Origin of the sequence: Lentisalinibacter salinarum, from assembly GCF_040706555.1 — a bacterium.
GTDB classification, from domain to species: domain Bacteria; phylum Pseudomonadota; class Gammaproteobacteria; order Steroidobacterales; family Woeseiaceae; genus Lentisalinibacter; species Lentisalinibacter salinarum.
Window position 1 is genome coordinate 730416 of the sequence record NZ_JAPDRH010000002.1, and the last position, 22110, is coordinate 752525.

At 68.6% G+C, this 22110-nt stretch carries 18 protein-coding genes; 12 read left to right on the forward strand and 6 right to left on the reverse strand.

Features of this window, described 5'->3' with window-relative positions; genetic code table 11:
- Positions 1-192 precede the first annotated feature (192 nt).
- On the forward strand, positions 193-2001 hold the full coding sequence (locus tag ACJMKZ_RS06365; protein WP_405232349.1) for an ABC transporter ATP-binding protein: 1809 nt from the start codon (positions 193-195) through the stop codon (positions 1999-2001).
- 17 nt (positions 2002-2018) lie between these two features.
- Positions 2019-3209 (forward strand): M20 aminoacylase family protein, encoded by a 1191-nt coding sequence (locus ACJMKZ_RS06370; RefSeq protein ID WP_405232350.1) that lies wholly within the window; start codon positions 2019-2021, stop codon positions 3207-3209.
- Positions 3210-3213: 4 nt separating this feature from the next.
- Here ACJMKZ_RS06370 and ACJMKZ_RS06375 read toward each other — a convergent pair whose 3' ends face one another.
- Positions 3214-3567 carry an HPF/RaiA family ribosome-associated protein gene (locus tag ACJMKZ_RS06375; protein ID WP_405232351.1) on the reverse strand — a complete coding sequence of 118 codons (354 nt, stop codon included), beginning with the start codon at positions 3565-3567 and terminating at the stop codon, positions 3214-3216.
- A 329-nt stretch (positions 3568-3896) separates the two neighbouring features.
- Between ACJMKZ_RS06375 and ACJMKZ_RS06380 the strand changes: the two genes are divergently transcribed.
- On the forward strand, positions 3897-4322 hold the full coding sequence (locus tag ACJMKZ_RS06380) for a MarR family winged helix-turn-helix transcriptional regulator (protein WP_405228293.1): 426 nt from the start codon (positions 3897-3899) through the stop codon (positions 4320-4322).
- Positions 4323-4340: 18 nt separating this feature from the next.
- Here the strand turns inward: ACJMKZ_RS06380 and ACJMKZ_RS06385 are convergent, their stop codons facing one another.
- A complete protein-coding gene (locus ACJMKZ_RS06385) occupies positions 4341-6065 on the reverse strand; it encodes a L,D-transpeptidase family protein (protein ID WP_405232352.1) in 1725 nt (574 codons plus the stop codon).
- 178 nt (positions 6066-6243) lie between these two features.
- On the opposite strand from ACJMKZ_RS06385, the gene ACJMKZ_RS06390 reads away from it, so the two are divergent.
- From ACJMKZ_RS06390 to ACJMKZ_RS06400, 3 genes are read left to right on the forward strand one after another with little or no spacing between them, the layout of a single operon-like run.
- Complete coding sequence (locus tag ACJMKZ_RS06390) at positions 6244-6801, forward strand: DUF882 domain-containing protein (protein ID WP_405232353.1); 558 nt, start codon at positions 6244-6246, stop codon at positions 6799-6801.
- A 4-nt stretch (positions 6802-6805) separates the two neighbouring features.
- Entirely contained in the window at positions 6806-8557 is a 1752-nt protein-coding gene (locus tag ACJMKZ_RS06395) for an amidohydrolase (RefSeq protein WP_405232354.1), read from the forward strand.
- Between the two features lie 18 nt (positions 8558-8575).
- Positions 8576-10591 carry a tetratricopeptide repeat-containing sulfotransferase family protein gene (locus ACJMKZ_RS06400; protein ID WP_405232355.1) on the forward strand — a complete coding sequence of 672 codons (2016 nt, stop codon included), beginning with the start codon at positions 8576-8578 and terminating at the stop codon, positions 10589-10591.
- Positions 10592-10621: 30 nt separating this feature from the next.
- Here ACJMKZ_RS06400 and ACJMKZ_RS06405 read toward each other — a convergent pair whose 3' ends face one another.
- Together ACJMKZ_RS06405 and ACJMKZ_RS06410 are read right to left on the reverse strand one after the other, a co-directional pair.
- Positions 10622-11536: a hypothetical protein gene (locus ACJMKZ_RS06405; RefSeq protein ID WP_405232356.1), complete on the reverse strand. Its 915-nt coding sequence runs from the start codon at positions 11534-11536 to the stop codon at positions 10622-10624.
- Positions 11533-12093, reverse strand: coding sequence for an aspartyl/asparaginyl beta-hydroxylase domain-containing protein (locus ACJMKZ_RS06410; protein ID WP_405232357.1), 561 nt, complete (start codon positions 12091-12093; stop codon positions 11533-11535). Before ACJMKZ_RS06410 ends, ACJMKZ_RS06405 begins: the two co-directional genes overlap by 4 nt.
- 154 nt (positions 12094-12247) lie before the next feature.
- On the opposite strand from ACJMKZ_RS06410, the gene ACJMKZ_RS06415 reads away from it, so the two are divergent.
- Both ACJMKZ_RS06415 and ACJMKZ_RS06420 read left to right on the forward strand, forming a co-directional pair.
- Complete coding sequence (locus ACJMKZ_RS06415) at positions 12248-14659, forward strand: TonB-dependent receptor (protein ID WP_405232358.1); 2412 nt, start codon at positions 12248-12250, stop codon at positions 14657-14659.
- A 117-nt stretch (positions 14660-14776) separates the two neighbouring features.
- Positions 14777-15781, forward strand: coding sequence for an alpha/beta hydrolase family protein (locus ACJMKZ_RS06420; RefSeq protein ID WP_405232359.1), 1005 nt, complete (start codon positions 14777-14779; stop codon positions 15779-15781).
- Here the strand turns inward: ACJMKZ_RS06420 and ACJMKZ_RS06425 are convergent.
- Positions 15778-16497 (reverse strand): DUF4097 family beta strand repeat-containing protein, encoded by a 720-nt coding sequence (locus ACJMKZ_RS06425; RefSeq protein ID WP_405232360.1) that lies wholly within the window; start codon positions 16495-16497, stop codon positions 15778-15780. The two genes, ACJMKZ_RS06420 and ACJMKZ_RS06425, sit on opposite strands and share 4 nt — an antisense overlap.
- 92 nt (positions 16498-16589) lie before the next feature.
- On the opposite strand from ACJMKZ_RS06425, the gene ACJMKZ_RS06430 reads away from it, so the two are divergent.
- Positions 16590-17387: a DUF2189 domain-containing protein gene (locus ACJMKZ_RS06430; RefSeq protein WP_405232361.1), complete on the forward strand. Its 798-nt coding sequence runs from the start codon at positions 16590-16592 to the stop codon at positions 17385-17387.
- A gap of 35 nt (positions 17388-17422) precedes the next feature.
- Here the strand turns inward: ACJMKZ_RS06430 and ACJMKZ_RS06435 are convergent, their stop codons facing one another.
- A complete protein-coding gene (locus ACJMKZ_RS06435) occupies positions 17423-18781 on the reverse strand; it encodes a pyridoxal phosphate-dependent decarboxylase family protein (protein WP_405232362.1) in 1359 nt (452 codons plus the stop codon).
- 114 nt (positions 18782-18895) lie between these two features.
- Here ACJMKZ_RS06435 and ACJMKZ_RS06440 point away from each other — a divergent pair, with 114 nt between their 5' ends.
- The 3 genes from ACJMKZ_RS06440 to ACJMKZ_RS06450 all read left to right on the forward strand — a co-directional run bounded on the left by ACJMKZ_RS06440 (position 18896) and on the right by ACJMKZ_RS06450 (position 22101).
- Complete coding sequence (locus ACJMKZ_RS06440) at positions 18896-20134, forward strand: putative DNA modification/repair radical SAM protein (RefSeq protein WP_405232363.1); 1239 nt, start codon at positions 18896-18898, stop codon at positions 20132-20134.
- On the forward strand, positions 20131-21588 hold the full coding sequence (locus tag ACJMKZ_RS06445; protein WP_405232364.1) for a UdgX family uracil-DNA binding protein: 1458 nt from the start codon (positions 20131-20133) through the stop codon (positions 21586-21588). Before ACJMKZ_RS06440 ends, ACJMKZ_RS06445 begins: the two co-directional genes overlap by 4 nt.
- 78 nt (positions 21589-21666) lie before the next feature.
- Positions 21667-22101, forward strand: coding sequence for a c-type cytochrome domain-containing protein (locus tag ACJMKZ_RS06450; RefSeq protein WP_405232365.1), 435 nt, complete (start codon positions 21667-21669; stop codon positions 22099-22101).
- Positions 22102-22110: the final 9 nt, after the last annotated feature.

Here is a 22110-nt window from a genome sequence, read left to right on the forward strand (position 1 = left end):
ACCAGACCGCCAATGAATGTTCACGCGACCGCCACTATTGTCCGTCCGCCCTGATTGCTGCGGTATACGGGTTGTCCTGAGAGGGCCCTCGAAAACTACTTATTGCGCTGCAGCATCTACTGAACGCCCGTCTGGCGCGGGCTCCGCGGGTACTGCAGTGCCCCGCTCCGGAGGCCCTGCTAAGCTCGCCGGATGAGCGGCGAGGCCAAGAGTTCCTTCCAGGCACTGAAGCGCCTGTTGCATTACGCGCGGGGCTACCGCCGACGCATCCTGCTGGCCACCGGCTGCTCCGTACTGAACAAGCTGTTCGACGTGATGCCGGAGATCCTGATCGGCATCGCCATCGACGTGGTCGTTCGCCAGGAAGACTCGTTCGTGGCCGCGCTCGGCATCACCGACCCCCGCTCGCAGATGCTGCTGCTGGGCGGTCTGACGCTCGTCATCTGGATCAGCGAGTCGCTGTTCGAATACCTGTATCTGATCCTGTGGCGGAATCTGGCCCAGGATCTGCAGCACGGCATGCGCATCGACGCCTACCGGCACGTCCAGGACCTGGACCTGGCCTACTTCGAGGACCAGAGCACGGGCAACCTGGTGGCCATCCTGAACGACGACGTCAACCAGCTCGAGCGCTTCCTGAACGGCGGCGCCAACAACCTCATCCAGGTGGCGACCACGCTGGTGGCGGTGGGCACGGTGTTCTTCGTGGTCTCACCGCTGATCGCAGTGGTGGCATTCACCCCCATCCCGGTCATCGTCGTCGGCGCCTTCTATTTCCAGCGCCGGGCTCAGCCCCTCTACGCGGAGGTCCGCGAGCGTGTCGGCGGGCTGGGCTCGCGCCTCGCGGCCAACATCTCGGGCATCGCCACCATCAAGAGCTTCGCCACCGAGCGGCTCGAGGCCGACCGGGTGCGCGCGGACAGCAACGCGTACGTGTCGGCGAACCGCCGCGCCATCGCCGTGAGTTCGGCCTTCATCCCGGTGATCCGCATGGCGATCCTGGCCGGCTTCCTCGCCACCTTCCTGATCGGCGGCTGGATGACCCTGTCCGGCGCCCTGGCCGTGGGTGCCTACGGCGTGCTCGTGTTCCTGACCCAGCGGCTGCTATGGCCGCTGACCAGCCTGGCGGAGACGGTGGACCTGTACGAACGGGCCATGGCCTCGTCCCGCCGCATCCTGGATCTGATCGAGGCGCCCGTCGCCATCCGCGATGCCCCGGGAGCCGAGGCCCTCGGCGAGGTGGCAGGCCGCATCACCTTCGAGCACGTGTGGTTCGCCTATGCCGACGGCGAGCCGGTGCTGCGGGACATCGACTTCGACATCGCGCCGACCGAGACCGTGGCCTTCGTGGGCCAGACCGGCGCCGGCAAGAGCTCTCTGATCAAGCTGATGCTGCGCTTCTACGAGCCGCGGCAGGGCCAGATTCTGCTGGACGGGCGGGCGATCCGCGATTTCACCCTTGGGAGCCTGCGCCGGCGAATCGGGCTGGTGAGCCAGGACGTGTTCCTGTTCCAGGGCACGGTGCGGGAGAACATCGCCTACGGCGCGCCGGAGGCGAGCGAGGCGGCAATCGTCGAGGCGGCCCGGGCGGCCGAGGCCATGGAGTTCATCGAGCGCCTGCCCCGCGGCCTCGACACCGTCGTGGGCGAGCGCGGGCAGAAGCTCTCCGGCGGCCAGCGCCAGCGCCTGTCGCTGGCCCGAGCGCTGGTGAAGGACCCGCCGGTGCTCATCCTGGACGAGGCGACCTCCGCGGTGGACAACGAGACCGAGGCGGCCATCCAGCGTTCGCTCGCCACCATCTCGCACTCGCGCACGACGGTGGTCATCGCCCATCGGCTCTCCACCATCGTGCACGCGGACCGTATCATCGTGCTCGAGCGGGGCCGCATCGCCGAGACCGGCGATCACGGCTCCCTGTTGGCCCGGGGCGGCATCTATGCCAGCCTCTGGGCGGTACAGACCGGACAGGAGGCAGCCGCCCCCGCCGGCCCGATGACCTGACGGAGACGGAATACGGCATGGAACTCCTGGACCGCATACGCGAACGCCAGCAGGCGCTGACCGCCTGGCGCCATCACATCCACGCACACCCGGAGCTGGCCTACGAGGAGAAGGCCACCAGCGACTTCGTGGCGGAGAAACTGGCGGGTTTCGGCCTCGAGGTCCACCGCGGCCTCGGGGTGACCGGCGTGGTGGGCACGCTGCGCGCCGGCAACTCGGACCGGGCCATCGGCCTCAGGGCGGACATGGACGCGCTGCCCATCCAGGAGCTGAACGAGTTCGAACACCGATCCCGGCACGAGGGCTGCATGCACGCCTGCGGCCATGACGGCCACACCACCATGCTGCTGGGCGCGGCCGAGCACCTGGCCGCCGACCCCGACTTCGACGGGGTGGTGCACTTCATCTTCCAGCCCGCCGAGGAAGGCCGCGCCGGGGCGAAGGCGATGATCGAGGACGGCCTGTTCGAGCGGTTCCCGGTGGAATCGGTCTACGGCATGCATAACTGGCCGGGGCTGCCCGTCGGCGAGTTCGCCGTGCGCGTCGGCCCCCAGATGGCCGCCTCGGACAAGTTCGAGATCACGGTGCGCGGCCGCGGCGGCCATGCCGCCATGCCCCACCAGACCATTGATCCGGTGGTGACCGCCGCCCACATCATCACCGCGCTGCAGTCGCTGGCCAGCCGCAACACGGAGCCGACCGACTCTGTGGTGGTCTCCGTCACCGTGCTGCGGGGCGGCGAGACCTTCAACGTCATCCCGGACGAGGTGGTGCTGAAGGGCACCGCCCGCACGCTCACGCCGGAGTCCCGCGACCGGATCGAACGGGACATCGCGCGGGTGGCCGCCGGCGTGGCGGAGGGCTTCGGCGCCAGAGCGGAGACGACCTACTACCGCACCTACCCGCCCACGGTGAACACGCCGGACGAGGCCGAGATCGCCGCGCGGGCGGCGGCGGCCGTGGCCGGCGCCGGCAACGTGCACCGGGACCTGCCGCCCACCATGGGCGGTGAGGACTTCGCGTTCATGCTGGAGGAGAAACCCGGCTGCTATCTGTGGCTCGGCAACGGCCCCGGCGAGGGCGGCTGCATGCTGCACAACGCCCGCTACGACTTCAACGACGAGGCGCTGCCTATCGGCGTTGCTTACTGGGTCAGCCTGGTCGGCGAACTGCTCGGCGGCAGCGAGCGCGCTCCCCGGGCCGCCTGAAGTCTCAGCCGGCCTCGGGCGCCGCCCGGGCCTTGCCGGTGCGCTGGCGGTTGTAGCCCTTCAGCCGGCGCGTCGCCGCACGGAACGAGTCGTTCACCGCCACGTACGGGTCCTCGTGAGCATGGTTGTCTTCCTGGGCATGGCTCACGACGATCTCGCGCCCCGGCACGTTGACGTCGACGACGACGTGATAGATCCGCCCCTTGTTCTGGTGCCGGTGCGGCGCCTCCACGGTCACCCGGCACGAGATGATGTCCGAGCACACCTGCTCGAGCTTCTCTGCCTGTTCACGGATGACGGTCTCCAGCGCCGGGGAGCGCGGGATGTCCTTGAAGCGGATTTCGACGGGTATCTGCATTAGGCGACTCCTCTCTGGGTGCCTGTCTCGACTATGCGGCGGGCTCCCTCGGAGCAGCCATCAGTGGAATCCACGATCGTTCCTGCTGCCGCTGGCGGAGGATATTGGCTGGAGTGCACCGTCCGGTCGGCACCCCTCCTCCGAGTATCCCGCCCGTGCTTGCCTGTGGTTCGATACTAGCAGTGGCAGTGCAGTCGCGCCCGCTGCAAAGCAGCACGGTTCGCCGGCTTTCGTCATCCGCCGCAAGACCCGGTTACAGGCGCCAGGAGCCGTGATATTATTGACATGCGAATTGTCTTTGCGACAAATATTTTGTCAGGAGGCCTGACATGCAGAAACACTTCGACGACCTGTTCCACGAGGTCCGGCTGCTCTTCACCACCCTGATCCACACCGGAGAGCAGCTGCACGAAGACTCCGAAATGACTCAGCCCCGCCGGGCGGTGCTCGAGCACCTGCTGCGTGAGGGCCCGTCCACGGTGCCGGCCATCGCGCGGGCGCGGCGGGTCTCGCGCCAGCACATCCAGGCGCTCGTCAATCCGTTGCTGCACGAGGGCCTGGTCGAGCGGGTGGAGAATCCCGCCCATCGGCGCTCCAAGCTGGTACGGCTGACGGCGGCGGGACAGAAGGTGATCGAGGATATCCGCCGCCACGAGGCCCATCACCTGGATCAGGCCGGCATCGGCGTATCCGACGACCAGCTCCGCGGCGCGACGGAGGTGCTGCGCCACGTCCGCGAGGCGCTGGAGGCCTGAGCCGGCCGGCAGCGGAGGCTACGGCAACAGGCTCCCCGAGGCACCGGGATCGAGCCCGGAGGACGCGTCGAAGTCGCTGTCCAGCGCTCTCAGCACGGCCGCGTCCCGCTCGTAGACGTCCGGGTAGAACCCGAACTCGCCGTCGGGGCCCATGCCGGCCGTCCAGTACAGGATCATGACGGGGACCGGATGAGGCAGGAAAACGGTGCGCGTGAGGCCCGCGGCCACCGCGGCATCGATCTCCTCCGCTCCCCACTCGGGATCCTCGTCCAGCAGCAGCGCCGCCAGCTGCAGCGGCCGCTCCACCCGGATGCAGCCCGAGCTGAAGCTGCGATCGGCGCTCCGGAACAACTCCCTGCCCGGCGTGTCGTGCAGATAGACGTTGTACGGGTTGGGCAGGATGAACTTCACCCGTCCCAGAGCGTTGCCCGGGCCCGGGGGCTGGACCAGCTGATAGGGCAGCCCGCCGCTCCGATAGCGGGCCCAGGCGACCGCCTCCGGCGCAACGACGTTGCCGTCGGCCGCCACCACCTGCAGGTTCCGCCGGGTCACGGCGGCCGGGTCCGCGATGGCCTCCGGGATGATGTCGTTCTCGAGTATCACCGGGGGCACCGTCCAGGTGGGATTGAAGACGAGATAGACGATTCTCGAGCGGAACACCGGAGTGCGCCGATAGGGTTGCCCTACCACCACACGCGTCTCCCAGCGGATGTCGTCACCGCGCATCAGGAAGGCGCGGAAACCGGCGATATTCACCAGCAGGTAGTCGCGTTCCGGGCGCTCCAGCACCCAGCGGGCCCGGTCCAGGTTCACCCGGATCTGATCGATGCGGGCAGCCACCGGCAGATTCATCGCCGCCAGGGTGCGGGCGCCGACGACGCCGTCCGGCTCCAGCCCGTAGCGACGCTGGAACGCGGTGACGGTGGCTTCGATCGAATCGTCGTATTGCCAGGGATCCGGTGCGGCCGGCAGCGGGAACTCCGCGGCCAGCCGCGAACGGACGGCGGCCACCCGCGGATCCCGCATGCCGGGTTTCAGCGCCTGCCCCGCCGGGATCGCCTGCCAGCCGCCCGAGGCCGCGATGTCCCGGTAGCGGGCCAGGGCCGCGACCAGTTGCCGGTAAGGCGCGCCCCGCCCGAGATTGAAGAACCCGGCCAGCGAATCCGCCGCCAGCGCCGCATGCAGCGTGGCTACGGGGTCCCCCTCCTCGATGTCCGGGTGGAAATTCCAGTGCGGATCGAGGCGGGAGGGCTCGACCTTCCCGTAGACGAGGTGGTGGGCGAGCCGCGCCAGAGCATCGGTCATGAGCAGATCCCGGTCCGCCCTGCCGTAGGGGTCCGACTCCGCGCCGATGGCTTCGACGTGGCGTTCCAGGACGGCGAGATGATAGTCGGCGGGGTTCAGCCCCTCCCTGGCGCTGGCGCGCACCAGCGCCAGCAGCTCGCGGCGGCGCTCCGCCCCGGACCACAACGGCCGGAAACGCCGGCCGGCGTAGAGATCGGGAAGCAGCGTGCGGGCCGCCAGCGGCTCCCCCTCGATCACATGCAGCGTATCCGCCTCGATCTGCTCCAGTCGCTGGCGCAGCCGTTCCCGGACGGCCTGCTCCGCAGAGCCGTGCAACTCCTGATCCCACGGCGAGGCCGCCGCCCCCGGAGCGGCACCGATCAGCAGCAAACCCATCAGCAGGGCCGGCAGCCGGGCCTGCAGAATGGGGTGGTTGATCGGGGCGCCGTGGCAGGACACGCCACTATTCTAAACCGGGAACGGCGACACGGAACGGGAACCGCCCGGGCCTCAACCTGTCGATATTCTTTCCAGTCTGCGTCCTCGTCGTCCATAATCGCCCATCGGAGTCGATCGTGTGCGAACGGAGTCTGCAGGCAGCATTGGCAGGACAACGAGTACGACAATGGGAGAGGACATGGCAGGAGACACCCGGGACGATAATCATTGCGCCTCGCGGCGCCGGTTTCTGGCGGGCGCCGCGGCAGGGGCCGCGATGCTGGCGCCCTGGAGCCGCGCGGCGGCGGCACTGGAGACCCGCAGCCTCGCCTTCTGGCACAACCACACCGGCGAGAGGCTGAAGGCCGTCTATTTCGAGGGCGGCGAATACCTCCCCGACGCGCTGGCCGAGATCAACCACCTGCTGCGCGATTTCCGTACCGGCGAAGTGTGGGAGATGGACGTCGGGCTGCTGGACACCCTGGCCGACCTGCGCTCGCTGACGGGCAGCAAGGCCGAGTTCCAGATCATCTCCGGCTACCGCTCGCCCCAGACCAATGCCATGCTGCGCAGCGCGAGTTCGGGCGTGGCGAAGCGCAGCCTGCACATGCAGGGCCGCGCCATCGACGTCCGGCTCTCCGGCTATGACACGGCGAAGCTGCGCAGGGCCGCGATGAGCCTGCGCCGCGGCGGCGTCGGCTACTACGCCCGCTCGGACTTCCTGCATGTCGACACGGGCCGTGTGCGGAGCTGGTAGGCCGATGCGCGCGACGCTGCTGGCGACGGCACTCCTGCTTCTCCAGGCCGGCTGCGCGGAGCGGCCCGCTGGTGAGGCCACAGGGGAGGCCGCCGGCGTCGAGCCGGCGGACATCGTCTTCACCGGCGGCGTCATCCATACCGCGGACGAAGCGCGCAGCCGTGCCGAGGCGGTGGCGGTGCGGGGCGACACCATCGTCGCGGTGGGCGACGCCGGGGAGGTGAGCGCCTGGATCGGCGACGCCACCCGCGTGGTGGACCTGGATGGCCGCACCGTCCTGCCCGGTTTCCACGACGCCCACATGCACCCGCTCACCGGCGGCGAGATGCTGCTCGGCTGCTCGCTGTTCGGGCTCACGACGCGGGATGCCATCCTCGCGAAGGTCGCCGAGTGCGTGGCGGAGAGCGACGACGAGTGGGTGATCGGCGAGAACTTCGACCTGGCCGCCTTCCCCGGCGGCAATCCCCACAAGTCGCTGCTGGACGAGATCGCGCCCGATCGCTACGTCTACCTGCGCGGCACCGACGGCCACAACGACCTGGCCAACTCGAAGGTCCTCGAGCTGGCGGGCATCACGGCGGAGACGCCGGACCCGCCGAAGGGCGTCATCGAGCGCGACCCGGAGACCGGCGAGCCGACCGGCATGCTGCGCGAGACCGCGCGGGCGCCGGTGGAGGCGCTGCTGCCGGAGACCACGTTCGAGGACCGGGTGGCGGCCCTCGAGGCCACGCTCGCGGAGACGGCGCGCTACGGCATCACCTCCCTCGTGGACGCCTGGACGGGCGTGCCCGACTGGGAGGTGTATCGGGCGGTCGCCGAATCAGGCGGGCTCGACGCCCGGGTGAAAGCCTCGCTCACCTACGGCGTCAATGCCAAACACCAGGGCGAGGAATGGGAAGCCGCGCTGGCCCGGCGCGACGAGTTCGCCGGCGAGCGCTTCACCGTGAGCGCGGTGAAGTTCTTCGTCGACGGCGTGCTGGAGGGTGAGACCGCCGCTCTGGTCGAGCCGTACACGGGCATGGACCATCGCGGTGTGCTCAATTTCGAGAGCGACGAACTGAAGCAGACCGTCACCCGCTTCGACGCCATGGGCCTGCAGATCCACATGCACGCCATCGGCGACCTGGCCGTGCGCGAGGGACTGGATGCCATCGAGGCCGCGCGCAAGGCGAATGGCGACACCGGCAACCGCCATCACATCACGCACCTGCAGCTGGTCCACCCCGACGACATACCCCGCTTCGCCGAACTCGGCGTCGCCGCCACTTTCCAGGCGCTGTGGGCTTATCCGGACGCGTGGATCATGGAGATCAACCTGCCGGTCGTGGGCCCGGAACGCGTGGAGCGCATGTATCCCGTCGGCAGCATCCACCGCGCCGGGGGCACGATCGTCGGCTCCAGCGACTGGGCCGTGTCGTCGATGAACCCGCTCGAAGCCATCGAGACGGCGATTACCCGCCAGGATGCCGCCGGCCAGGTCGACGGCACCCTGAACGCCGAAGAAGCCGTGGACCTCGCCACGATGCTCGATGCCTATACCCGCAACGCGGCGCGGCTGCTCGGCCACGACGACATCACCGGCTCCATCGAGACCGGCAAGCGGGCGGACATCGTGGTGCTCGACCGCGACATCTTTGCCATCCCGGCGTCCGAACTCAGCGAGGTCCGGGTGGACATGACGCTGCTCGACGGAGGGATCATCTACGAGCGCAATTCCGAGCCCGAGGCGAGCGCGACGGCGGAGAGCGACAACTGAATACGAGGGCCGGTATCCATGGCTGAGGGCAGCAGCTCCGGTATCGCCGCGCCACGGGCCACGTTCCACCAGGCCATCCGGCTGCTGAACGGCGGCGATGCCCAAGGCGCGATTGCCGTCTGCCGGGAAGCTCTGGCCGAAGACCCGGACGACATCAACTTCACCGCCCTGATGGGCGCGATCCTGCTGAAGGCCCGTCGTTTCGACGAGGCCGAGGAACAGCTGCGCCGGGCCATCGCTCTCGCGCCGTCGTTCGCCAAGCCCCACGAGGACCTGGGGCTGTTGCTGCTCCAGCAGCGGCGCAACGCGGAGGCGGAGGACGTGCTGCGCCGCGCCGTCACCCTCGACCCGGAACTGGAGCAGGCGCATTTCCATCTCGGCCGGGCGCTGCTGGCGAATGGCAAGAGCGACGAGGCCGACGAGGCATTCGAGCGCTGCTTTGCGTTGAACCCGGAGAAGGGGCGTCTCGCGGAGGCTGCCCGCCTGCACCGTGCCGGCAAGGTAGAGGAAGCCGAGAAGCTCTATCGCCGCGTGCTCAAGGACAACCCGAAGAACGTCACCGCCCTGCGACTGCTGGGCGTGATCGCCATGCAGTCCGGGCATCCGGAAAATGCCGGGGAACTGCTGTCGAAAGCGGTGCGGCTGGCGCCCGACTTCACCGGCGCGATCATCGACCTGGGCCGCCTGCACCAGGACCAGCACCGCCTCGCCGAAGCCATAGAGTGCTTCGAGAAGGCCGTCGAGACCGATCCGCGCAGCTCCCACGCCCACTTTCTGCTGGCGGCCGCGCTGGCGCCCGCGGCCCGTACTGCGGCAGCGGCGGCGGCCTACCGGCGCGCGATCGAACTGAAGCCCGAACACGCCGGCGCCTGGCTCGGCCTCGGCCACACGCTGAAGACCCTGGGCCGCCAGCCCGAGGCGATCGAGGCCTATCGGGAGTGCATCCGTCTCAAGCCCGCCAACGGCGAGTCCTGGTGGAGCCTGGCCAACCTCAAGACCTATCCCCTGGGAGACGAGGACATACAGGCGATGGAATCGGCGCTGGAGACGCCGGACCTGAACGAGCAATCCGAGGTCAACTTCCTTTTTGCCCTGGCGAAGGCTTGGGAGGACCGCGAAGACTATGACCGTGCCTGGCATTACTACGACAAGGGCAATCGCCGCCAGCGCATGCGGGAGAACTACGACCCCGTGCAGACGGAGGTGAACAACGACGCCATCGTCGAGGTCTTCACGGAGGAATTCCTGGCCGTCAACGAGGGCACAGGCTGCGACGATCCGGCGCCGATCTTCATCGTCGGCCTGCCGCGCTCCGGCTCCACGTTGATCGAGCAGATACTGGCGAGCCACAGCCAGGTGGAAGGCACGGCGGAGCTGCCCTATCTCGGCCGCGTCGCCACGAGCCTGAATCGCAACCGGGCCGACGGCGTGAATTACCCCCAGGCCGTGCGCGAGCTGAAAGGGCCGAACTTCGAGGCCCTGGGCCGCCGTTATCTGGAGCATGCCTCGCTGCATCGTGTGGAGGGCCTGCCCCGGTTCATCGACAAGATGCCGAACAATTTCCCGAACGTCGGCTTCGCGCGGCTGATCCTGCCCCGGGCGAAGATCATCGACGCCCGTCGCCACCCCATGGATTCCTGCCTGAGCTGCTATCGTCAGCTGTTCGCCCGCGGTCAGACGTTCACCTACGATCTCACCGAGATCGGCGAATATTTTCTGCAGTATCAGCGCATGATGGACCACTGGCATGCCGTCATGCCGGGGCGCGTGCTCACGGTCCAGTACGAGGAGCTGGTGAGCGACTTCGACAACCAGGTACGCCGACTGCTCGACTATTGCGAGCTGCCCTGGGAAGACGCCTGCCTGAACTTCCACGAGACGGAGCGCCCGGTCCGGACCGCGAGCTCGGAACAGGTGCGCCAGCCGATCTACCAGGGCGCAGTCGGCTTCTGGCATCGCTACGAGCAGCATCTGGACGAGCTGGCCGAGGTACTGGAACCGGTCCTCGGGCGCTACGAGGGCTACGCCGGCTGAGATGCCCGGCCGGCCCCGCCCGCCGGCACCTCAGTATGGCCAGACCTCCAGTCCGTGGACCGCGTTGCGGATGTCCTTCGTGAGCGTCACCACCATCCGCGTGCGGTCGGCGGCCAGATCGTGTATCGCCACAGTCGACGGCGAGGACCCGGCCGCGATGCGATGTTCGTCGATCACCGCCAGCCCCCGGCCGAAGGCCTGGCGCGCAATACGCGAATCGTCCAGCTCGGTATGGGTCAGCTCCGCCGGGTCGTAGACCGGTACGCGGAAGGCCTGCTCGTGCCCCGGGGCCGCGTAGCGCACGACGTCGGCCTGGGTATCGTTGAACAACAGGCCCTCCCGGAACGGCCGCGCGTTGTGCACACCCTGCGGCAGACTCGCCTGCGCGACGATACGCCGGCCGTCGTAGGTGAGCAGCGCGCCGGTGCGTAATCCGCTGAAATGCATGCCGCGGCCGTCGCAGTGGATCATGTTCAGGTGCAGACGATTGCCGGGCTCGGGCCCGGGACCCTCGACGGGATCGAAAGGTGTGCCGCGGAAATCGCCGTGACCGCGGACGACGTGCAGGCCCCAGCAGAAGCGCTCGGCGTCCAGATCGAAGCCGAGCAGCGCGTCGTAGCCGGTGGAGGTAAGGTAGAGCCGGCGCTCGTAGACCGCTATCTCGTGGCAGTGCCTGAGGTAGGGGTTGCGCCAGGAGTCGACGAGCCGGAAGTCGGGCGTATAGGCGAACAACTCGTCGCTCGCCGCAACGTAGACCCTCTCGCCGTCGAAGGCAATGCCCCTGAGCCCGCGGTCCCAGCCGCGCCCCTGCCAGTCGATGTCGGCCGTGTTCCAGTCGACGGTCTGCACCACGCGCTCGCGCTCGAGGTCTATCAGGTAGACGCCACCGTGACTCTCGCCCTGGTGGCTGCCGCGCACCACGGAGGTGGCAACGAGAATAGTCACGCCGCGCGCACGGCGCCGGGCGGCAGGTAATCGAAGATGAACGTGACGCGGTCCTCGGCGCCCTTGTTCATGACGCTATGCAACAGCTGGTTGTTGAGCTCGTAGACCTTGCCCACTTCGAGCCGGTGCGGCCGACCGTCGATCATGAAGCGCACCCGCGGGTTGGTCGTGACCGGGATGTGGATCCGGTGGCTGGCATGAAACGACGGGTGAGAATCCCGATGCGGATCGATCCGCGCCCCCGCGGCCAGTCGCGCCGCCATGGCCCGGATGATGGTACCGCCCGGCGGGTAATGGCGGGCGATGATGTCCTGCATCAGCGGCAGCGCGGTGTCGGCCAGACGGTCCCAGCCCGGCTCCTTGCGCACCGTGATCTCCGGCCAGTTCTTGCCGTCGGTGAATATCATCACGATGGAAGTCGTCCGCTTGTGGACCTCGTATTCCTGCTGGCGATACTCCTGCTCGTTCCACGCCGAATCGTCCTGGCGGAGGATCGCATCGCGCAGCGGCTCGACATCGATATCACCGAGTTCTTTCAGGGGCTGGTCGATTTTCATGAATACCGCCTGCAGCATTTCACCTTGTGGCGAACAACCAACATCGAGGTCTGTTAGCGACAGCAATCAAGCTGTCACGACAGATACAACCGTAAACATTATTTGCTCTTTCGCCACGCATCAGTAGTATTAAGCAAAAGCGGGAGAGACAGCAATGGCCGAAAATCAGCAGTCCGGTGCTGCCGCGTACAGCCGCAGCGCCATCGCCGCCGCAGTTTCTGCGGCACTCACGGGGCCCAGCGCATTCGCCCAGACCCAGGGCGACGCCATCGAGGAAATCGTCGTCACGGCGACGAAGCGCGAGGAGAGTCTCGCCGACATCCCGATGTCCATCCGGGCCTTCACGACGGACGATATCGTCCGCCAGGGCCTCGAGGGCCTGGACGATTACGTCGGCAAGATCCCGAGTCTCGCGCTGGCGCGACGGGAGCCGGCGGGCAACTCGGTGGTGTTTCGCGGCGTCGCCGCGTCGGGCATCCAGTTCGGCACCAATCCATCCAGCGGCATCTATCTCGATGAGCAGCCGATTACGGCCGCCGGCCTGAACCCGGACCCGCGGCTGGTCGACATCCAGCGCGTCGAGGCGCTGAGCGGCCCGCAGGGCACGCTGTTCGGCGACGCCTCCCAGTCGGGCACGCTGCGCATCATCACCAACAAGCCGGATCCCACCGCCTTCGACGCGTGGGTGGAGCTGGAAGCCAACCAGATCTCCGACGGTGATACCGGCTACGACGTCAGCGGCATGCTCAATATCCCGCTGGCCGACGACAAGCTGGCGCTGCGGCTGGTCGGCTTCACCGCCGAGGAAGCGGGCTACATCGACAACGTACTCGGCACCAGCCCCGGCGGCACATACACCAATGCGGAATTCGCCGAAGACGACATCAACTCGACCACCATTACGGGCGGCCGGGCGGCGCTGCGCTGGTTCCCGAACAACCGCTGGACCGTCGATGCCTCCGCCATCTTCCAGTCGACCGAGGCGGACGGCTTCGGCGACAAGGACTTCGACCGCTCCGACCTCGAACAGGTGCGCTTCTTCGACGAGCGTCTGGACGAAGACTGGTACCAGGCGGCCGTGACCCTGGAAGGCTCCACCGGCATCGGCGACTTCCTGTTCAGCGTCTCCTACTTCGACCGCGACCTCCAGTACGACGCGGACGGCACGGAATACATGTTCGCCTTCCAGCAGTTGAGCGACGAATTCGAGGCGTATTACAACACCGTCAACGGCACCGACTACGATTTCTACTTCTACGACTTCGGCGGCGAAGTGGTGCGCGGTTACAACCTCGAGGACGCCCAGTCCGAGCGCTTCAGCATCGAGGCGCGCTGGTCCACGCCCGAGGTCGACGACAGCCGCTGGCGGGGCATCGTGGGGCTGTTTTACCAGAGCTTCGAGGATTCCACCGTCTACAAGGCGGGCGCCGAAAACTTCGCCGGCTCTCCGGCCTTCTACTACCTGGCCTACAACTACTACAACCCGTCGCTTAACGGCCTGCCCCCGGGCAGCTGGGACTTCACCGACAACTGGTTCTTCGGTCTCTACGACACCGAGATCGACCAGTTCGCGCTTTTCGGCGAGGCCACCTTCTATCTCACCGACAAGCTGACGGTCACCGCCGGTGGACGCTGGTACCAGGTGGACCGCAAGGAGGGTCTGGTTCTCGGCGCGCTGGCCCAGAATCCGATGCCCAGCGCAGAAACCGATTTCGTCTTCACCGACGGCACCGGCGACGAGAGCGACGAGGGTTTCGTGCCGAAGATCAACGTCAGCTACAACTTCGGCGAACAGGATCTTCTGTACTTCACGTACTCCGAAGGCTTCCGCAGTGGCGGCGCCAATGCCCTGCGTCCGACCTCCGTCCTCCCGCGCAAGTACGACTCCGACATGGTCCAGAACTACGAGGTCGGCTACAAGACCACCACGGCAGGCGGACGGCTGTTCCTGAGCGTCGTCGGTTATCACATGATCTGGGACGACATCCAGGTACAGGTCAACGACCCGCAGCCTCTGGTCTTCCAGCTCGGCGTGGTCAACTTCCCCGAGGCAACGATCGACGGCGTCGAGGTTCAGGCCTCCTGGGTGCCGGCGCCGGGCTGGACGCTGGACGCCACGATTGCCTGGAACGAGGCGGAAATCTCCGAGAGTGCAACGCTGTTCCCGGGCACGGGCGCCGCCGTGGAGGCCGTCGACGGCACCCGCCTGCCCATCACGCCGGACTGGAAGGGCTCGCTCTCGATCGAGCGCACTTTCGCGGACAGCACCTTGTTCGGCGGTACGCCGTTCGTACGCGCTGATTACTCCTATACCGGCGAGTCCATCAATGCGCTCGCCGGACTCGAGGCCACCGTGGTCTCGCCGCCGCCGACCATCCAGGACCCCTACAACATCCTGAATCTCCGGGCGGGCATCGATGCCGACAAGTGGAGCGTGGGCGCCTACATCGCCAACGTCTTCGACGAGGACGGCGATCAGTTCATCAACAACCGTTACGCGAAGCGGCGCATCACCGTGACGCAGCCGATGACCTTCGGCATCAGTTACCGCCGCAACTTCCGCTGAGCGCCGCGACAAACCGACCGACGGGAGCCGGGCCGAGAGGCCCGGCTTTTTTTTGCGCGGGGCGACGTGGCCTAGAATCCCCTCCATGACCGCACGCAGCCAACATCGGGGGCGGCCGTGAGACGGCGGCGAGCCATCGCAATTGCCATAGCCATCGGCGTGGCGGCCGGCTTCGCCGTCATCCTGGCCGCGCTGGCAATCTGGATCGCCGACATGCGCACCGAGCAGCGGGATCGGCTGATTGCGCGGCACGGTACTCTGGAAGCGACCACCGTGGCCGTCACCGACGCGACGCCTGCAGCGCCCGGCGGCTACGTGGACGAAACCCTGTCCCTCGCTGCCGATACGGGGCTCCGCGTCGACCTGCGGGTGCGGCGGCCGGATGTCGCGCCGGGCGAGCGAGTGCCCGTGCTGCTGCTGCTGGGCGGCCACCGCACGGGGAAGGACGCGGTGGAGCTGGCCGGGGCGCCGGACGGGATCGCCTACGCGGCCATCGACTATCCCTACGAGGGCAGTCACCGGCTGCGCGGCGTGTGGCAGATCCTGAGCGCGATCCCGGATATCCAGCAGGCTTTCCTGGACACGCCGCCGGCCCTGTCGCTCGCGCTCGACTGGCTGCTCGCACAGCCCTGGGCGGATCCGGCGCGCACGGAACTGGTGGGTGTCAGCCTGGGCGTCCCCTTCGCCGCGGCGGCCGGCGCGCTGGATGAGCGCTTCCGGCGGGTCTGGCTGATCCACGGCGCCAGCGACAACCACGCCTGGCTGGCCCACAATCTGCGCGATGACTTCCCCGCCGACTGGCGGCGGGCGGTGATGACCGAGGTCTTCTACACGCTGATTTACGCCGAGAGCTTTCGCACGGCGCGCTGGGTGGAGGCCATACCGCCGCGCCCCGCGGTCATCATCGCGGCGCGGGAGGACGAGCGCCTGCCCCCGGAGGCCCTCGAGCCGCTGCCCGCTATCGCCTCACGTCAGCCCGCCGTCGATCTGCTGTGGACCGACGGGCTGCACATCGAGCCCGATCGCCCGGAGGTCATCCGGCAGCTGCTCGATCTGGTGCTGGTGCGGGTGCGGCAGGACCCGCCGCCGACGGTCCCGGCAACCGGGCCGGACCCGCGCTAGTCGCGCACGTCCACCTCGCCGCCGATCTCGTCGAAGCGCAGGCTGCCGCTGCCGGCATCCAGCACCGTGAGATCGCCCGCGACGCCGGTGACGGTGATGCCGCCGGAGCCATCGTCCACGGTGACGCTGCCGGCCACGTCGCGCACCGACAAGCTGCCCGAGCCATCCTCGATCACGACGTCGCCGCCGGCGTCCTGGATGGCCAGGGAACCGGAACCGTCGTCGATCTCCACGGTGCCGCCCACCCGGGTCAGAACGAGCGATCCCGAGCCGTCCTCCACGTCGATGTCGCCGCGGACGTCACGGATGGCGAGCGAACCGCTGCCGTCTTCCACCCCCAGCGCGAAGCGCTCGGGCACGCGCACGTCCACGCTCATGGTCGGCTGCTCGCCCCAGAACGTGCTCCAGCCGATCTGCCGCAGTTCGGCGACGAGCTCCGCCCCCGCGATGCCCCGCTCCAGGGTCAGCCGCACCTGCTCGGCGAGGATCTCCACGGCCTCGTCGGCATCGGCATCCGGGAAGTGCATCTCCGCCCGCACCCGTATCCGGTCCGCACCCGGCACGCCGGTGATCTCCATCGGCCCCGCGCCGGTCTCGATCTCCAGCCGGTCGAGGCCCTCCGCCTCCAGCTCGAGCTCGATGACTTCCGTATGTTCCGCCACAGCCGGCATCGCAGCCAGCAGCGCGACGGCGGCCGCAACCGTCAACGTCCGCATGATCCGTCTCCTCTGTCGCGAATGATCATTCTGCATCACACATGGATGCAATGAGCAGGGCATTCGGTTTAAATTCCGGCTCAGGGGGATTCATGAAGACCAGCGAGAACCAGACGGGCCCTCCTGCCGGGGGAAAGCCGGAAGAACTGCCGTTCGTGGCGCCGTGCAGAGACCTGCATCCGCTGGCGGCGTTCGGCTGGCTGCGACGGGGCTGGCGCGATCTCCGGGCCGCACCCCGGCAGAGCCTGTGCTACGGGGTCGTCGTCATGTTCGCGAGCTATGCGGCCGGCCTCGTCGCCTGGAAGCTGGGCGGCGTCTGGCTGCTGCTGGCGATGGCCTCGGGCTTCATGTTCGTCGGCCCGCTCATGGCCATCGGTGTCTACGAGATCTCCCGCCAGCTGGAGCGGGGCACCCGGCCGACGCTCGCCGAGGGCATCCGGGAGACCTCCCAGCACGTGGGCAACGCCCTGGTCTACGCCATCGTCGTGCTGGTGGTCTTCCTCGTCTGGGCCCGGGCGGCCTCGATGGTGCACATCTTCTTCCCGGTCGAGACCAACCACTCCTGGCGCGACCTCGTGCCCTTTCTCGGCATCGGCAGCGCGGTGGGTGCCGTATTCGCCAGTATTGTCTTTGCCGCCAGCGCCTTCTCGCTGCCGATGATCGCGGACCGCCGCACGGACACGGTCACGGCGGTCGTCACCAGCGTGAACGCCGTGCTGCGCAACAAGGCGGCGATGATCGTTTGGGCTGCGCTGGTGGTGAGCTGCATCCTCCTCGGCTTCGCCACCGCATTCCTCGGCCTGGCGGTGGTGATGCCGCTGCTCGGTCACGCCACCTTCCACGCCTACCGGGAGACCATCGACGCGAGCGCCTGGCCGCCCGCGGACTAGACCCTGGCGGCGGAGCCCCCGGGCAGCGGGCGCCGTCAGCCCGCGCGCACCCGCTCCGCGACCCGCAGCATGGCCGCCAGGCTGCGCTCCACGTCCGCCTCGCTGGTCGACCAGCCGCTCACGCTGATGCGCATGGCCGTGCGGCCCTGCCACACCGTCCTGCCGCACCAGCAGGTGCCGTCGGCCTGGATGCCCTCGATCACGGCAAGCGTCGTCGCCGCATCGCCGAAACTGACCAGTACCTGGTTCAGCACGACGTCGTTCAGTATCTCGTAGCCGGCCGCGGAGAGGCCTTCGGCGAAGCGCCGCGCATGCCCGCAGCAGCGTTGCACCAGTTCGGCGACGCCTGCCCTGCCCAGCTGCCGCAGCGCTGCCCACACCTCGACACCGCGGCCGCGGCGGGAGAGCTCCGGCGTGTAGTCGGCCGGGCTGCGATGGGCGCCGGCGGGCGGCAGGTACTCGGCCGTGATCGCCATCGCCGCACGCAGCGCCTCGCCGTCCCGCACGAAGGCAACCCCGCTGTCATAGGGCACGTTCAGCCACTTGTGCGCATCCGTCGCCCACGAGTCGGCGGCCGCCATGCCGTCGACCAGATGCCGGTGCGCCGCCGAGGCCGCCGCCCACAGCCCGAAGGCACCGTCGACGTGCACCCAGGCACCGGCCGGCTGCGCCCGCTCGCACACGCGGGCGACGGGATCGCAGGCTCCGGTATTCACGTTGCCCACCTGGGTGCAGACGATGGTGGGACCGTCCGGTTCCGGGAGGTGCTCGGGCAGCAGGCGCCCCTGACCGTCCACGGGGACGGCCACCACCCGGTTGCGGCCCAGCCCGAGGACACCGAGGGATTTGCTCACGGAGGGGTGCACCTCCTCGCCGACTACGACGGTGACCGGCGGCGCGCCGATCAGGCCGTCGGCCTCGACGTTCCAGCCGGCGTCGCGCAGTACGGCATTACGGGCCGCCGCCAGAGCCACCAGGTTGGCCACGGTGGCACCGGTCACGAAGGAGCCGGCACAGCCGGCGGGCAGCCCGAGGACGTCCAGCAGCCAGCGCAGCGCCACCGCCTCCAGGGTGGCGGTGCCGGGGGTTGGCTCGTACATGGCGCTGTTCTGGTCCCAGGCGGTATTCAGCCAGCTGGCGGCCAGGGCGGCGGGCAGTGAGCCGCCGATCACGAAGCCGAAGAATCGTGGGCCGGCCATCGCCGTTGTGGCGGGGGAACCGAGTTCGTCGAGCACCGCCAGCACCTCGCGTGGATCGCTGCCGCTCTCCGGCAGCGGTTCCTCGAGCCGGGCGAGCGCCGCCACGGCTTCTGCGGACGGCGCCACCGGCCGCTCTTCCAGCCCTTCCAGGTAGCGCAGCGCCCGGGCGCTCGCGTCTTCCAGCAGATCCTTCATCCGGCCACCTCGCCATGTCACGCTGCCGCCGGATTCCTCGACAGGGCCTCCGCAGGGATTGACGGCAGCTGGATATACATACAGTCTTTGTGGGCTTAACAACAGTAGTGCGCCATGCCCCGCCTGACGACCATCGACAAGCTCGCGATCCTGGCCGACGCCGCCAAGTACGACGCATCCTGCGCCTCCAGCTCTGCCAGGCGCAAGGACTCGCGCGCCACCGGCGGCATCGGCTCCACCGGCGGCGCCGGCATCTGTCACTCCTACGCCCCGGACGGACGCTGTATCTCGCTGCTGAAGGTGCTGCTGACCAACTATTGCCAGTACGACTGCCAGTATTGCGTGAACCGCCTCTCCAGCGACGTGCAGCGGGCCCGCTTCGGCGTGGACGAACTGGTGAATCTGACCCTAGAGTTCTACAAGCGCAACTACATCGAGGGGCTGTTCCTGTCCTCCGGCATCATGGTGAGCCCGGACTACACCATGGAGCGGCTGGTCGAGGTGGCGCGCCGCCTGCGGGAGCAGCACCTGTTCCGCGGCTATATCCACCTGAAGACCATCCCGGACGCCGACCCCGCGCTGATCGAAGAGGCAGGCCGCTACGCCGACCGGCTCTCCATCAACATCGAACTGCCCACGAGCCAGGGCCTCGCCAGGCTGGCGCCGGAGAAGGATGCCGGTCGCATCCGCACGGCGATGGGCCGGCTGCGGCTCCGGCTGGAGGAGAGCCGACCGGACCGCCGCGGCCGCCGGGACCCGAACGGCCTCGCCGCCACGGGCCAGAGCACGCAGATGATCGTCGGCGCCGACGACGCGGACGACCGGGCGATACTGACGACCAGCGCTTCGCTGTACGCGGGCTACCGCCTGAAGCGCGTGTACTACTCGGCCTTCAGCCCCATCCCCTACCCCAGTGCTGCCCTGCCGGCGACGCCGGCGCCGCTGCTGCGCGAACACCGCCTCTACCAGGCGGACTGGCTGTACCGGTTCTACGGCTTCGGCGTGGAGGAGATCCTGGCCGGCGGCGACGGCAGGATGCTGGACCCCGCCGTGGACCCGAAATTCGCCTGGGCGGTGCGCCACCGGGAGCGCTTCCCGGTGGACGTCAACCGCGCCGACCGCGAGACCCTGCTGCGGGTACCCGGCCTGGGCACTCGGGCGGTCGGCCGCATACTAAAGGCGCGGCGCCACCGCAGGCTCGGCCTCGAGGACCTGCAGCGCATGACCGTATCGCTGCAGAAAGTGCGCCCGTTCGTCGTCGCCCAGGGATGGCAGCCCGGCCGCTTGCTGGACAGTCCCGCGCTCACCGGCCTGCTCGCACCGCCGCCCCGCCAGCAGAGCCTGCCGCTGTGAGTCATGCCAGGGGCCGTGGCAGTATCGAGATCGTGCTCGATGCGGCGGACGGCTACGAGGCCTGGCGGGACCAGGCACGCCGGCTGATCGCGGCCGCCGTGCCGCCGGAGACTACCGCCTGGCGCGAGCGCCGCGCGACCCCGGATCTGTTCGCCGGCGAGCCGGCCGCGCTGCCCCGCACCCGGCGGGCCATCCTGGTGCCGAAGGGCTTCCCCCCTCTCGCCGAACGGGTCGCCTGCCATCGCGACCCCCGGCGCTTCGAACTCCTCTATCGTCTGCTCTGGCGCCTGCAGTCGGACCGCTCGCTGCTGGAGGTGAGCTCCGATGCCGACGTGGCGCTTGCCGCCGGCATGGCCCGCTCCGTGCGGCGCGACATGCACAAGATGAAGGCGTTCGTGCGCTTCCGCCGCGTGCGTCACGCCGTCGTCGAGGCCTACGTGGCCTGGTTCGAGCCGGAACATCACATCCTGAAGACGGTGGCACCGTTCTTCATGCGCCGCCACACCGGCATGCGGTGGTCCATCCTCACGCCGGAGGCAAGCGCGCACTGGGACGGCGACGCGCTCACCTACGGTCCGGGCGCGAACCGCGCCGACTGCCCCGACGGCGACGCACTGGAGGCATACTGGTCCACCTATTACGCCAGCATCTTCAACCCGGCGCGGCTGAAAGTGGATGCCATGCGGGCGGAGATGCCGCGCAAGTACTGGCGTAATCTGCCCGAGGCCCGGCTGATCCCGGGGCTGATCAGGGACGGGGAGAAAGCGCAGCGCTCGCCGCCGCCGGGGCGGCGGCCGGCGGCCGGCCGGGCACGGCAATGGATCAGGATGGACATGACGGAAGAGAAGACACCGCGGACGCTGGATGCGCTCGCAGCCTGCCTGGAGGCCTGCCGGCGCTGTCCCATCGGCGAGCAGGCGACCCGGGCGGTGCCCGGCGAAGGCCCTGCCGACGCCGGGCTGATGCTGGTCGGCGAGCAGCCCGGCGACCGGGAGGACCTCACGGGCCGCCCCTTCGTCGGCCCCGCCGGACGGCTGCTGGACGAGGCACTGGCGGCGGCCGGCATCGAGCGCGAGCGCATCTTCCTGACCAACGCCGTGAAACACTTCAAGTTCGGGCTGCAGGGCAAGCGCCGGCTGCACCGGAAGCCGGACGCCGGCGAGATCGACCATTGCCGCTGGTGGCTCGGGCTGGAGCTCGGGATGGTGGAACCGCGGGCCGTCGTCGCGCTGGGGGCTACGGCCGCGCGCAGCCTGCTCGGCCGTCCGGTGGCCGTCCGCGAGCACCGGGGCAGCGCCCTCTCGCTGGAGGACGGTACGCCGGTGTGGATCACCGTCCACCCGTCATATGTGCTGCGCCAGCGGGACGACCGGGCCCGGGAACGCGAACTGCGCCGCCTCGTTGCAGATCTTCGCAAGGCGGCAGCACAGGCAGTAGGTATTGCGCGAAATTGACAGGGATGCCCTCGCGTCTACGATGAAACGGTGACCGAACAAGCCGCCGTCCCGGCGGCGAAGCACAAGGGGGCAACCATGGGCAGATTCGCGGGCAGATTCATGGACACGGTTCAGGGACTCAGGATCATTCCGCTCGCCCTCGCCACGCTGGGCCTGGCATTCCTTTCGGGCTGCGAGCGGCAGGTCAGCTTCTCGGAGGACGTCCAGCCGGTCCTGGCGGCCAACTGCGCCGGCTGCCATAGCGGCTACGCCGAAGGCGAAACCAGCACCGGTCTGAACGTGACCGATTATGCGAGCCTCATGCACGGCACCCGCCTCGGCGAGGTGGTGGTGCCCGGCAGCGCCGCCTCCAGCACGCTGTACCTCGTGGTCTCCGGCGAGAGTGCGCCGGAGATACAGATGCCGCCCCACCATGAGGAATCGCTCGCGCAAGGGCGCGGCGCCCCGCTCGACAAGGACGAGGTGCAGCTGATCAAGGACTGGATCGACCAGGGCGCGAAGAACAACTGACGCGCGGCC